Origin of the sequence: Bacillus sp. JS (genome assembly GCF_000259365.1) — a bacterium.
Taxonomy (GTDB): Bacteria; Bacillota; Bacilli; order Bacillales; family Bacillaceae; genus Bacillus; species Bacillus stercoris.
Genome location: NC_017743.1, coordinates 1,907,558 through 1,920,105, shown reverse-complemented (window position 1 = coordinate 1,920,105; position 12,548 = coordinate 1,907,558). Strand labels below are relative to the sequence as shown.

17 protein-coding genes are annotated in these 12,548 nt (G+C 42.3%); 7 read left to right on the top strand and 10 right to left on the bottom strand.

Annotated elements, in window-relative coordinates; translation table 11 throughout:
• Nucleotides 1-17: 17 nt before the first annotated feature.
• From nrdE to MY9_RS09490, 7 genes are all read right to left on the bottom strand, one after another.
• Nucleotides 18-2,120 (bottom strand): class 1b ribonucleoside-diphosphate reductase subunit alpha, encoded by a 2,103-nt coding sequence (gene nrdE, locus MY9_RS09520; protein ID WP_014664065.1) that lies wholly within the window; start codon nucleotides 2,118-2,120, stop codon nucleotides 18-20.
• Nucleotides 2,080-2,472 (bottom strand): class Ib ribonucleoside-diphosphate reductase assembly flavoprotein NrdI, encoded by a 393-nt coding sequence (nrdI, locus tag MY9_RS09515; RefSeq protein ID WP_014664064.1) that lies wholly within the window; start codon nucleotides 2,470-2,472, stop codon nucleotides 2,080-2,082. The genes nrdE and nrdI overlap by 41 nt, the downstream gene beginning before the upstream one ends.
• A 243-nt stretch (nucleotides 2,473-2,715) precedes the next feature.
• Nucleotides 2,716-2,946, bottom strand: coding sequence for a hypothetical protein (locus tag MY9_RS09510; RefSeq protein WP_003245262.1), 231 nt, complete (start codon nucleotides 2,944-2,946; stop codon nucleotides 2,716-2,718).
• A gap of 81 nt (nucleotides 2,947-3,027) precedes the next feature.
• The gene (locus MY9_RS09505; protein WP_014664062.1) at nucleotides 3,028-3,300 is read right to left on the bottom strand and encodes a YmzC family protein; all 273 of its coding nucleotides are present in this window, start codon (nucleotides 3,298-3,300) and stop codon (nucleotides 3,028-3,030) included.
• A gap of 200 nt (nucleotides 3,301-3,500) precedes the next feature.
• Nucleotides 3,501-3,722, bottom strand: a complete 222-nt coding sequence (hfq, locus tag MY9_RS09500; protein ID WP_003221097.1) for an RNA chaperone Hfq — start codon at nucleotides 3,720-3,722, stop codon at nucleotides 3,501-3,503.
• A 39-nt stretch (nucleotides 3,723-3,761) separates the two neighbouring features.
• Complete coding sequence (miaA, locus tag MY9_RS09495; RefSeq protein ID WP_014664061.1) at nucleotides 3,762-4,706, bottom strand: tRNA (adenosine(37)-N6)-dimethylallyltransferase MiaA; 945 nt, start codon at nucleotides 4,704-4,706, stop codon at nucleotides 3,762-3,764.
• A gap of 99 nt (nucleotides 4,707-4,805) precedes the next feature.
• Nucleotides 4,806-5,219 (bottom strand): YmaF family protein, encoded by a 414-nt coding sequence (locus MY9_RS09490; RefSeq protein WP_080478223.1) that lies wholly within the window; start codon nucleotides 5,217-5,219, stop codon nucleotides 4,806-4,808.
• Nucleotides 5,220-5,308: 89 nt separating this feature from the next.
• Here MY9_RS09490 and MY9_RS09485 point away from each other — a divergent pair, with 89 nt between their 5' ends.
• The 3 genes from MY9_RS09485 to ebrB all read left to right on the top strand — a co-directional run bounded on the left by MY9_RS09485 (nucleotide 5,309) and on the right by ebrB (nucleotide 6,410).
• Nucleotides 5,309-5,590: a hypothetical protein gene (locus MY9_RS09485; RefSeq protein ID WP_014664059.1), complete on the top strand. Its 282-nt coding sequence runs from the start codon at nucleotides 5,309-5,311 to the stop codon at nucleotides 5,588-5,590.
• A 135-nt stretch (nucleotides 5,591-5,725) separates the two neighbouring features.
• Nucleotides 5,726-6,043: a multidrug efflux SMR transporter subunit EbrA gene (gene ebrA, locus MY9_RS09480; protein ID WP_014664058.1), complete on the top strand. Its 318-nt coding sequence runs from the start codon at nucleotides 5,726-5,728 to the stop codon at nucleotides 6,041-6,043.
• 13 nt (nucleotides 6,044-6,056) lie between these two features.
• Nucleotides 6,057-6,410 carry a multidrug efflux SMR transporter subunit EbrB gene (ebrB, locus tag MY9_RS09475; protein ID WP_041521343.1) on the top strand — a complete coding sequence of 118 codons (354 nt, stop codon included), beginning with the start codon at nucleotides 6,057-6,059 and terminating at the stop codon, nucleotides 6,408-6,410.
• A 13-nt stretch (nucleotides 6,411-6,423) separates the two neighbouring features.
• Here ebrB and MY9_RS09470 read toward each other — a convergent pair whose 3' ends face one another.
• The 3 genes from MY9_RS09470 to MY9_RS09460 form a co-directional block, all read right to left on the bottom strand.
• Nucleotides 6,424-6,876 (bottom strand): OsmC family protein, encoded by a 453-nt coding sequence (locus MY9_RS09470; protein WP_014664056.1) that lies wholly within the window; start codon nucleotides 6,874-6,876, stop codon nucleotides 6,424-6,426.
• A gap of 69 nt (nucleotides 6,877-6,945) precedes the next feature.
• Nucleotides 6,946-7,653 carry a poly-gamma-glutamate hydrolase family protein gene (locus MY9_RS09465; protein WP_014664055.1) on the bottom strand — a complete coding sequence of 236 codons (708 nt, stop codon included), beginning with the start codon at nucleotides 7,651-7,653 and terminating at the stop codon, nucleotides 6,946-6,948.
• 279 nt (nucleotides 7,654-7,932) lie between these two features.
• The gene (locus tag MY9_RS09460) at nucleotides 7,933-8,166 is read right to left on the bottom strand and encodes a hypothetical protein (RefSeq protein WP_014664054.1); all 234 of its coding nucleotides are present in this window, start codon (nucleotides 8,164-8,166) and stop codon (nucleotides 7,933-7,935) included.
• Between the two features lie 223 nt (nucleotides 8,167-8,389).
• On the opposite strand from MY9_RS09460, the gene aprX reads away from it, so the two are divergent.
• From aprX to MY9_RS09440, 4 genes are all read left to right on the top strand, one after another.
• On the top strand, nucleotides 8,390-9,718 hold the full coding sequence (aprX, locus tag MY9_RS09455; protein ID WP_041521342.1) for a serine protease AprX: 1,329 nt from the start codon (nucleotides 8,390-8,392) through the stop codon (nucleotides 9,716-9,718).
• Nucleotides 9,719-9,828: 110 nt separating this feature from the next.
• Entirely contained in the window at nucleotides 9,829-10,653 is an 825-nt protein-coding gene (locus tag MY9_RS09450; protein WP_081483675.1) for an MBL fold metallo-hydrolase, read from the top strand.
• Between the two features lie 78 nt (nucleotides 10,654-10,731).
• Nucleotides 10,732-11,088 carry a hypothetical protein gene (locus MY9_RS09445; protein WP_014664051.1) on the top strand — a complete coding sequence of 119 codons (357 nt, stop codon included), beginning with the start codon at nucleotides 10,732-10,734 and terminating at the stop codon, nucleotides 11,086-11,088.
• 229 nt (nucleotides 11,089-11,317) lie between these two features.
• On the top strand, nucleotides 11,318-12,532 hold the full coding sequence (locus tag MY9_RS09440) for a cytochrome P450 family protein (protein ID WP_014664050.1): 1,215 nt from the start codon (nucleotides 11,318-11,320) through the stop codon (nucleotides 12,530-12,532).
• Nucleotides 12,533-12,548: the final 16 nt, after the last annotated feature.

Below are 12,548 nucleotides of genomic sequence, written 5' to 3'. Positions count from 1 at the left end.
TTTAAACTCTCCTTTAATCAAACAACACAAGAAAGGCAGCTGTCTTGCCCAGTATCTTTCGTTCTTGCATAGTAAATGGTTTTAATTCCTCTATGATGTGCATACAGATCGATTCGGTTTAAATCACGGGTCGTCATTGTGTCTTTTAAGAACAATGTGAAGCTGATGCCCTGATCAATGTGCTGTTGGATAGTCGCGATCATATCCACAACCTTGAACATGTCCATATCGTAGGCTTCTTTATAGAAGAACCAGTTATTAGATGCAAGCCCAGGCATTGGGTAGTACGTTTTTGAGTTGCCGTATGTTCTTTCTTCAATTCGTTCCATAATCGGCATAACAGACGCCGTACTTGATTGCACGTATGAGATAGAGCCTGTTGGCGCAATGCATAATCTGTAGCTGTGATACATACCGTGTTCAGCGACAAATGCTTTTAGCTGTTTCCAGTCCTCTGTCGTCGGGATATGCATACCTTCAAACAGATTGGCGATTTTTTCGTATTTCGGCGAGAAATCAGCGGAAACGTATTTGTCGAAGTATTCACCCGTCGCATAGGTTGAGCCTTCATATTGATCAAACGTTTCGCCTTTCTCTTTTGCAATTTCCGCAGAACGCTGGATGGAGTAGAAGTTCACCATCATAAAGAACGTGTTTGCAAAGTCACGCGCTTCCGGGCTTTCATACGCAATGCCGTTTTGCGCAAGGTAACCGTGAAGGTTCATAGCGCCGAGACCAATTGATTTCATCGCTTTGTTTGCACGTCTTACAGCAGGTGCATTACGGATGTCAGTCGTTTCAGACACATGTGTTAAAGAGTCTGTCGCAAGCTTGACTGTTTTTTCGATTGATTTATGCTCCATAACATTGAGAATGTTAAGTGAGCCCAGGTTGCAGGAAATATCCAAACCGATTTCATCTTCTACATCATAGTCTGTGTATGAAGACACTTGAGATGCCTGCAGCACTTCAGAGCAAAGGTTAGAAAATTTCACCTTGGAAATATGGTTATTCGCATGCACTTTGTTCACGTTATCTTGGAACATGATGTATGGATAGCCTGATTCAGAACGAAGCATCGCCAGTTTTTCAAGCAGTTTCCGCGGGTTGATTTTTTCCTTTTTGACCCGAGGGTTGTCGACAAATTTGTCGTACATTTCGTTCATGTCCATCTCATCCATGTGCTGGCCGTACTCTTTATAAATCGTGTGCGGATAGAATACATAAGCCGCTTTGTCCTCACGTGCAAGCTCAACGAACTTATCCGGAATGACAACACCGATAGAAAGCGTTTTGACACGCACATCTTCATCCGCAGAAATCTTTTTCGTATCAAGAAAATCATTGATATCGCGGTGGAAAATGTTTAAGTACGCCGCGCCGGATCCTTGTCTTTGCCCCATTTGGTCAGCGTAACGGAACGCGTTATCAAGAAGCTTCATGACGCCTACAACGCCTTTTGTCGCATTTTCAACATCTTTAATGGCTTCACCTTTCGCGCGGAGCTTGGACAGGTTAAGAGAAACCCCGCCGCCCAGTTTAGAAAGCTGCATGGAGATATCGATCGCTCTTGAAATGTCGTTTAAGGAATCATTGACTTCCAGCAAGAAGCAGCTGACAAGTTCTCCGCGGCGTTTTCTGCCGGCATTCAAAAATGTCGGTGTGCTCGGTTGATATTCCTGATTGATCATCAGGTTCACATATTCTTTTGCTTTCTCAGTGTCGCCGTTTGCGAAGAACAGCGCAACAATTGAGATCCGGTCCTCATAACGCTCGAGGATTTTTTTCTTGTCATTCGTTTTCAAAGCATAGTCATTATAGAATTTAAACGCACTCATGAAGGAAGGAAAACGAAACTTCTTAGCGTAAGCTGTCTTAAACACTTCTTTAATGTCTTCAAAAGAATAAAGGCTTAAGAATTCCTCTTCGTAATATTGGTTTTCAATCAAATAATCCAGCTTCTCTTTTAAATCGTGAAAGAAAACTGTGTTTTGATTGATATAGTCTACAAAATAGCTATGTACAGCCTCTTTATCCTTATCAAACTGGAATTTTCCATCTTTTTGGATCATGATTTCGTTATTTAACTGGATCCATTTTGGCACTTGATTTTGTGACAACTCTTTCTACCTCCTGAGTAAACAATTCAACGTCTTTAGATGTGCCGCTGAGTTCAAATTTGTGCAAGATCGGCACCTGATATTGTCTAGAAATGGTATCGGCGCTTTTTGCAAAGTTATCGCCCCATACTTTATTGCCGCTCGCAGCGACTCCTAATAAGAGATGGGCGTATTTTTCGAGAAATGATTGTGTTGATGCCGGTACCTGACCGAAGTTTGTCGTGTAGGTGACCAAAACAAACGGAGTGTCCACGTGGTCTATTTCGTCCACCTTGCGTATCTGCTGAAAGCCTAATTTATTCACAAACCGCTGAACATTCCCTGTTTTCGAATCAAATATGATTTGTACCACGTTTTATCACGACCTATCAAAAAATATGAATCTCTCATCACTAACACTATATATAGTATACTACCCTCTAGCAAAAACACAATATATAGATTCGTTTTTATGAAAAATTCATATTTTGATCAAATCAGGCAAATAGACAGACTCATTAGGGCCCAAAAAAGAGAGCAGAACGAGAATCATCTCTCGTCCTACTCGGGGTGTCGTTTTTTAGCCGATGTTTATCATAACATGAAAAAAAACTGCTTAGTAGTCTAGATTTTTTTTTCTTAAGCTATCACAGCATTTTTCGCTCTCTACTGTTTCTTCTATTTCAACATCCGCGCCGATTTCTTCTAAAACCGCCTTCAAAGCAGTGATAATTGACGCTTCTCTGATTAATTCTTTTCCGTTCACAATGATACTTGTTCCGTATTCATAGCAAGAATCATCTTCGCAAATTTCTTCCCAATGATTCACGATCACTTTATGCTTCATTTTTTCACCCTCTGTTTGATCTGTGTCTGTATTTAGTTTAGCGGCTGGCATCCGCTTTGTAAATTCGAATGCTTGTGAATTTTATTCAAGCTCATCATCCGCGTATTCTTTCTTCAGCTTTACCTCATTGCGGGACTCATTATACTCATAAATTTTGATATAGCCGTCCTCCATCACGCCAAAATGATTATGTTCAAGCGGAAACGAGGTTGGCTGAGGCGTTTCATAGTCTGAATTGCCGCTGTCTGTTTCAATGATGGTATCTTGACTCCCGCACACCCCGAACAGTAAAAAAACAGCTATCCACACAAGGGCGATCCTGATTCGCCTCAGTTCTGCTTCACTTTCAAACAAGGTCGCGTCACTCCCTAAGTTCATGTTTATACATAATATACCATTTTTTCTTTAGTATGTTGTTCTCATAAAAAAAGACCGTGCCTTGGCATGGTCAGCTTACACAAAAAAGTTTGGATCAAAAGTGGATTTACATGTTAAAAATGGCTGCCGAGAATCCCCCGGCAGCCTCCTTATGTCTTGACATGGCATTTTTTGATCTATTCGAGTTCAAGCTGGACGTTTTTTTGCGGCGCAAACGTAGAGATCGCATGTTTATATATAAGCTGCTGCTTACCTTCCGATTCCAGCAAAACGGTAAAGTTATCAAAGCCTTTCACCTGGCCCCGCAACTGAAAGCCGTTCAGCAAAAAAACAGTGACATACGTATTTTCTTTCCGGATTTGATTCAAAAACTGATCCTGAATATTAATCGGTTTCATGTTTCGTCCTCCTTGATTCTCTATATCATACAGTTTCGATTAAAGTTCGAGTTTTCCTGCTATATGTGTGAAAATTTCCTTTTTTTTCAGCTCCATATCAACTGGCGGTGTCATATCGAACCATGTAACTTGCATTTTATTGCGAAACCACGTCAGCTGGCGTTTCGCATACCGTCTTGAATTCTGCTTTAGTTGTTCAACAGCATCGGAAAGTGTCACAAAACCGTCAAAATATGCATAAAGCTCTTTATAGCCTATCGCCTGTATCGATTGACAGTCTCTCACGTTCTTGTCGTACAAGTGTTTCACTTCCGGAAGCAGACCTGCCTCCATCATCATATCGACCCGCCGGTTAATTCTTTCGTAAAGCGTGTCTCTATCCATTGTCAGCCCGATTAACACTGCATTGTACAGAAGTTCTCGTTTTTGTTCTTTCAAATGCTGCGACATCGTTTTTCCGGATGTATGTAAAATTTCCAGCGCGCGAATGACTCTTCTTGTATTATTGGGATGAATCACAGCTGCCGCCTCGGGATCTGCTGCAGCAAGTTTGGCATGAAGAAAATCAGCGCCTTCCCGTTCAGCTGCCATTTGCATGCTCTCTCGAAATGCAGGATCATTTGCCTCTTCCGTAAATGTATAATCGTAAAGCACAGATTGTATATATAGCCCTGTACCACCGACAATCATCGGAAGCTTTCCTCTATTTGCAATCTCGCTGATTTTGTTTCTTACTAAGCTTTGATAATCGGCGGTAGAGAAGGAGTCTTGGGGTTCTAAAATGTCAATCAGATGATGAGGAACTCCCTCCATCTCCTGTTCGGTAATTTTAGCTGTTCCAATATCCATCCCTTTATAAATCTGCATTGAATCTCCGCTGATAATTTCCGCGTTTAAAGATTTGGCTAGCTGAATACTTAAATTGGTTTTTCCCACTGCCGTCGGTCCGACTAAAATGACAACGGGCTGCTTCGTATTATTCAATATGTATCACTCTCTTTTATAAATCTCCCCCCATTATAGCATTCAACATGGACAACCACCTATCCATTTTGCCCTTTTTTTGCATCGGTAAACATCCTTCTACCAGCCGATCGGCTCATTGCCGACAATTTCCCTCGTCTGTCCTTTCAGGGTATGACGGTGCGTTTTTCTTTCGTCATCTCCGGGAGCATAAACAACCCCTCCGTACTGGATCTCAACCGGCTTGTTATAGGCCAGATACGTCGTTTCTTCGATTTCATGATAATGTGTGCCATCTGCTAAAGGAATCGCCGGCCCTGAGATTCCGTAATACCGATGAAAATGGCCGTTTTCAAATGAAGTGATCCCTGTATAGTAATGTGTATGCTGATCGGTATTTGATCCGTTTGCGGGCTGAGTAAACCCTTCAATCAGATGATAATGGCCCTGTTCCCTCGATGTTTTGACATGATAAGCATGTGCGTGGGGCGGCGCTTTCGACCAGTCAGACTGATACAGGCCCAATGTGTTCACATCCTCTTTTTTCCTTAATTCGCCCAATCAAATCCGGGCAGGCTGAATACACTGCATCATCTACACTTTATTACAGGAGGAAAGAAAACATGAACGAGTTAGAGAATTTCAGTCCTGAAGATACAAGAATATTTGGAAGACCTTTTGGATTCGGGAGACCATTTGGATTTGGAAGACCTTTCGGATTCGGTTACGGGTTTGGAAGACCCGGATTTGGCTATGGATTTGGGTTTGGCCGGCCATTCGGATTTTTTGGAGGCCCGTTTATCGGCGGCCTTGCAGGCGGGCTTATAGGAAGCGCTTTATTTAATCCTTATTTGTATGGCGGATACCCCTATTATCCGTATGCCCCGTTCCCTTATTATTATTAATCGCAAAAGACCCCTCAAAAAGGGGTCTTTTTAAGTGTGTAAAAATGAATCTCTTGACTCATACATATGCATACACTAATATTTTTCTAGCTGAAGCTCTTTTCTAATCTAAAAATATAGTGAGGAGAATTTAAGATGTTAATAGGATATATATTCCTCACGATTGCCATATGTTCGGAATCGATAGGGGCAGCCATGCTGAAAGTATCTGATGGCTTCAAAAAGTGGAAGCCGAGTGCCTTGGTCGTCATTGGCTATTCCCTCGCCTTTTATATGCTGTCACTGACGTTAAACCATATTCCCCTAAGCCTCTCCTATGCCACTTGGAGCGGGGCGGGAACGGTGCTGACGACAGTAATCGGAGTGAAATGGTTCAAGGAAGAACTGAATGCGAAAGGGCTTTTCGGGATTCTATTATTAATATCAGGGGTTGTATTACTCAACTGGCAGTAAAGGAGTGAGGATGATGAAAGGATTGCTTTATTTGGCTCTCGCCATTTTATCTGAAGTGCTTGGAAGCACGATGCTGAAGCTTTCAGAAGGATTTACACAGGCCTGGCCCATTGCCGGAGTCGTAGTCGGATTTCTTTCTGCTTTTACGTTTTTAAGCTTTTCTTTAAAAACAATTGACTTATCAAGCGCGTATGCAACATGGTCGGGCGTTGGTACCGCGCTTACAGCCATTGTCGGTTTTTTGCTTTTTGGCGAAACCCTCAGTTTAAAGGGAATATTCGGTCTCACGCTTGTCATTGCGGGCGTGGTCGTGCTAAATCAGTCGAAAGCCCACGCTGAAGATAAAAAACAGACGGTCTGTGAGTAACCGTCTGTTTTCACTATTCTCCCCCCGCTTTTACAGAGGCTTCAAGCTGCAGCTCAACATTCCCTTGAATCGCGCGCGAAATCATGCATGACGACTCCGCTTTTTCACAAAGCTTGTGTGCCAACGCGATGTCGTCTTGTGAAGCATCATGTTTAAGCACAACAGAGGGACGGTGAATAATCTTTTTGTATGTAAAGACTCCTTTCGTGACGTCGACAATACCTTCTGACTCCATCTGCAAGTCTTCTTTTTCCAGCCCGCTTCTTTCCATCATCGCTGCAAGTGTAATAATATAACAGGTCGCTGCCGCACCGAGAAGCATTTCATCAGGGTTGGTCCCTTCTCCCGGTCCATCCATTTCTTTAGGGATGGAAATCGCTGTGATCAGGTTACCGCTTTCGATCGTACCCACATCATTGCGTTTACCCGGCCAGTTCGCTTTTAAATAAAAATGATGATCTGCCATTGTTTTGCCTCCTTGTTCATCCTATTTCAGTCTACTGATCTTCTCGTATTTTTTCTCCTGATCTGCTTGTTACGAATACTCTTTTTCCAGGACACCCTTGATCGCACTGACATAAGCATAAAATTCACTGTTCTTTGTGTATTTTCTATTTTTATAATAAAAATCATCAAAAAATGCTTCTCTCTGTTCGCGGCTGATTTCCAGCTGTATACTTAGCCCCGTTTCTCCTTGGTTGTTAATGTTTTCGGCATTCAATCCAGCGAGACCGCTTTTAGACGACGCTAATTCAGCAGAAAAACCTCTCCGCTCAAGAGCTCTCACAATCATTTTTGCCCGCTTTCGGTCCGTTCCCCCTACAAGGGTATTCTTGTTCTCCCCTTTATATCCGTGAAAAGCCACCACATATTGATGCTCCTTGATTTTCTTTTTAGCTAATGGCTCATCAAAATTGGTGCTTGTAATATGCAGCGTTTGGTTATCATGGGACTTCAGCCCTTCAAACAGGTATGTAGAGTATTCATGATTGAAATACCGAACAAGCTCACTTACTCCGCCTTCAATTCTTCCGCCATGCGGAGACATAATTAAGACTTTGCTTCCTTTTTTCTCATTATATGAAATATCGTAATCGGCTGGACTCTCATTCTCTGCCAAGCTGCTGAAATTTGAATATGTATCTGGCTGATTTGATGGTTCAGGTTCTAATGAGTAATGAACATATCTCAAGAACAAGACAATGGCTAAGACTAATATGACATTTAGTAAAAATCTTCTCATGTTTAACTCCTTTCATAAGAATGGCACGGTTCATTATATGAGGTTTAGCCAATAGGTTTTATCTTACCATTGTATACACGATATCATCAGTGAAAAAGTTCCCGGTTTCAAAAAATCAATTGATTGTCACGGTTATTAGCGGTTCATTTCAAATAAGAGTGAAAAAAGGTTGAGAGGAAAGCAAAAAAAGGTAGGAACAACCTCACTTGGCAAATAAATGTATATAGGTTTAAGGAGGGTTTTCGTAACAGGCTGTCCGTTTGCTTAGACGGACGCCTGTTACTGGCCTGCAAAATAAAGATTTTTCTTATTTGTTCTCACAAAGTCACAGGAGAGGATAGAGTCCAATAAAAATGTTCTGATCTGTTGTTTCGAAAAACAAAATGCTTTGATTTTCGTTTTGCTTTTCTGCCTTACAATAATCGTTCTTTTACTAATTGTTCCGTCTTTCTTCATATATATAATGCTGATTGGCATTTGGCTTTCCAAAGATCGATGTAAGTAGAAATTCATACAGCCGCTCTCCCCTTCCCAGTTTGATATGACCACATTATAATACGAACAAATGTTCCTTTTCAATCCCCAATGATTTCCTCAACCTCTCATCCATCGTATCTAATACGAAAGATTCATAAAAACAAACTCTTATCCGCCTCTTATAAAGGACAAACAAACTTACCAAACCTATCATCTGTTCATAGAGTATACAGAGAACCTTATAATAGGAGGAAAATACATGTTTGGGTACTCTATGGTACAAATGGTGAGAGCAAATGCTCATAAGCTAGATTGGCCGTTACGGGAAACCGTATTGCAGCTTTACAAGCCCTTCAAATGGACTCCTTGCTTCTTGCATAATTTTTTCGAAACCAAATTGAAAAACAGAAAAAGAATGTCAGTCATTATTGAATTTGAGGAAGGCTGTCACGAGACCGGCATTCAAATGGCTGGGGAGGTACTGCAAAAAGAAAAACGCAGTAAGCTAAAAACCCGCTTCAACAAAATCAACTGCTGCAGTGCGGAGGTTACCCCCTCAGCATTACATTCTCTTCTTTCTGAATGCAGCAATATCCGTAAAGTGTATTTAAACCGCGAAGTCAAAGCGCTTTTAGACACGGCAACTGAAGCAAGCCATGCGAGGGAAGTCGTCCGAAACGGGCAACCCCTGACAGGAAAAGGCGTTACTGTCGCTGTTGTCGATACAGGAATCTACCCGCATCCTGATTTAGAAGGCAGAATTATCGGGTTCGCGGACATGCTCAATCAAAAAACAGAGCCATACGATGATAATGGTCATGGCACACATTGTGCAGGTGATGTCGCAAGCAGCGGCGCATCCTCTTCCGGAAAATACCGCGGACCCGCACCGGAAGCCAATCTCATCGGCGTAAAGGTATTAAACAAGCAGGGTTCAGGAACGTTAGCAGATATTATAGAGGGTGTTGAGTGGTGTATTCAATACAATGAGGACAACCCTGATGAACCGATTGATATTATGAGTATGTCGCTCGGGGGCGATGCCCTTAGATATGATAATGAACAGGAAGATCCGTTAGTCAGAGCGGTTGAAGAAGCGTGGAACGCAGGGATTGTCGTCTGTGTCGCTGCCGGAAACTCAGGCCCTGATTCGCAGACCATTGCAAGCCCGGGCGTGAGCGAAAAGGTGATTACAGTAGGTGCGCTTGACGATAACGATACTGCAAGCAGCGATGATGATACGGTCGCTTCCTTCTCAAGCCGCGGTCCGACAGTATACGGGAAAGAAAAGCCCGATATTTTAGCGCCGGGTGTTAATATTATTTCCCTTCGCTCTCCGAATTCCTATATTGATAAGCTTCAAAAGTCAAGCCGTGTAGGATCTCAGTACTTCACAATGTCAGGAACCTCGATGGCAACACCAATTTGCGCAGGAATCGTAGCTTTAATTCTCCAGCAAAACCCGGATCTTTCTCCCGATGAAGTGAAAGAGCTTTTGAAAAACGGCACGGACAAATGGAAAGATGAAGATCCGAATGTGTACGGAGCGGGCGCTGTCAACGCGGAAAATTCCGTTCCCGGCCAATAAACAGCATCAAAAAGCCGGTAATTCTCTCTCAGCAGAACTGCCGGTTTTTTGTTTGAATATTCATAATCATAAGGTAAAATAATGGAAAATGGATGAAAGAAGTGAAGAAAGTGCCATATTATATCTGCAACACATGCGGTGTGCAGCATGCACAGACTGTAGATCCGTCCAACTCGTGTCTGATTTGCGAGGATGAGAGACAGTATATTCATCCTGACGGACAAACTTGGACAACCCTTGAAGACATGCGTGAGAAAGGAAACCTTCAAAACATCCTCAAAAAGGAAGAAGACCATCTTTACAGCATCAAAACTGAACCAGCGTTTGCGATTGGACAAACAGCCCATCTGATCCAGCATAAGGGCTTTAATGTGCTGTGGGATTGCATTTCATATCTTGACCAAAGGACAATTGACCAAATCAACGAATTAGGCGGTATTCAAGCCATCGCTTTGTCTCATCCACATTATTACTCTACTCAGGTTGAGTGGGCTGAAGCATTTCAGGCCCCGATCTATATCCATGAAGATGACAAAAAATGGGTGACAAGACCAAGCAATCACATTCACTTCTGGTCAGGGGAAACGCTCAGCATGAAGCCGGGGCTGGATCTTTACCGACTGGGCGGACATTTTAAAGGCGGTGCTGTTCTTCATTGGAGCAACGGCAATGAAGGGAAAGGATGTCTATTGACTGGAGATATCATTACGGTTACGGCGGATCGAAACTGGGTCAGCTTTATGTACAGCTATCCAAATCTCATTCCCCTTCCCGCATCCAAAGTTGAAGAAATAGCAGCCAAAGTGAAACCGCTTCAATTCAACCGGCTTTACAATGCTTTTTCTAAAGTGGTCAAAGAAAATGCCGGCGAAGCTGTCCAGCGTTCTGCCATACGTTATATCAAGGCTTTGAACAGCGAATTGTTTCATACATAAGGGGTGAGGCGGCTCTTTTCCGTGTAAAAGATGCAGCAATTGGGAATAGTATCGTGTAGATCAAAAGGAGGAATATTGATGGCACACACGAATACACAGCTTTCCCAATGGCTGGAATCAAAAGTCGGCCAGACACTTGATATTAGAAAAGGTGAATTGACCCATGATGAAGAGATATCAGACTTGGATCAGATTGTTCTCCACCTTCAAAAAGTGGCTATACGAAGCACGAGTCACCCTGATGACTATGTAGCGAAAGAAGAGCTCGTTTTAGAAGGTGAAGGAACAACCTTCACTGAGGACGGAAACGTGCCGCTTCCGCAAAATGCCTATGAGATTCCTTTATTAGGTGATATTCATATTCACCAAGAAAACGAAGGATTGAAGGTCGTAACAGATCGTGCAGTATATACAATTGATATCCAGCACAGCTGACACTCACTTTCATCAAAATAATGCAGCTTAGCGCCTTTGAGCATTCGTTCAAAGGCGCTAATTTACATCAAGCCCTTTTTTCGCTTTTTCGTTCTTCATCCTATTGAATGACGCCTATAATAGATATATAGTTTTAGAGACAGGATTACATTTCAAATTATTCTGTTTTTTGTAAACGAGTTCAGCAATTTGATTCATCTATTTACCCTATTAGGCGAGGAGAATGCAAATGGAAAAATTGATGTTTCATCCGCATGGTAAAGAGTTTCATGATAACCCTTTTTCAGTTTTAGGACGATTTAGAGAGGAAGATCCCATTCACCGATTTGAATTAAAACGGTTCGGAGGCACGTATCCGGCTTGGCTAATAACCCGATACGATGATTGTATGGCCTTTTTAAAAGACACTCGAATTACAAGAGACGTGAAAAATGTGATGAGCCAAGAACAAATCAAAATGCTCAACGTTAGTGAAGATATCGATTTTGTTTCCGATCATATGCTGGCAAAAGACACACCTGACCATACCCGCTTGAGATCACTTGTTCATCAAGCATTTACTCCCCGAACCATTGAAAATCTGCGCGGCAGCATCGAACAAATTTCTGAACAGCTTTTAGATGAAATGGAAAAAGAAGATAAAGCAGATATCATGACATCCTTCGCTTCCCCTTTGCCTTTTATTGTTATATCTGAATTGATGGGAATTCCTAAAGAAGATCGAACACAGTTTCAAATCTGGACCAATGCGATGGTTGATACGTCTGAAGGTAACAGAGAGCTGACAAATCAGGCTCTTCGTGAATTTAAGGAGTATATCGCCAAGCTGATCCATGACAGAAGGATAAAGCCAAAAGACGATTTAATCAGCAAACTTGTGCATGCTGAGGAAAACGGCAGCAAATTAAGCGAAAAAGAGCTTTATTCCATGCTGTTCTTGCTCGTTGTAGCGGGCCTTGAAACGACTGTAAACTTACTCGGCTCCGGCACCCTCGCATTGCTGCAGCACAAGAAGGAACGTGAGAAGCTCAAGCAGCATCCCGAAATGATTGCTACAGCAGTTGAAGAATTGCTGCGATACACCTCACCTGTCGTTATGATGGCAAATCGGTGGGCCATCGAAGACTTTACATACAAAGGGCATTCGATCAAAAGAGGAGACATGATTTTTATAGGCATCGGATCTGCCAATCGCGATCCGAACTTTTTTGAAAACCCCGAAATTTTAAATATAAATCGGTCGCCTAACAGACATATTTCTTTCGGTTTTGGCATTCATTTCTGCTTAGGAGCGCCTCTTGCCAGGCTGGAAGGCCACATTGCATTTAACGCACTTCTGAAGAGGTTTCCTGATATTGAACTCGCGATGCCTGATGACATTCAATGGAGAAAAAATGTCTTTTTAAGAGGATTAGAAAGTCTCCCTGTTTCACTTTCAAAATAACATTCAAAACGCCCCC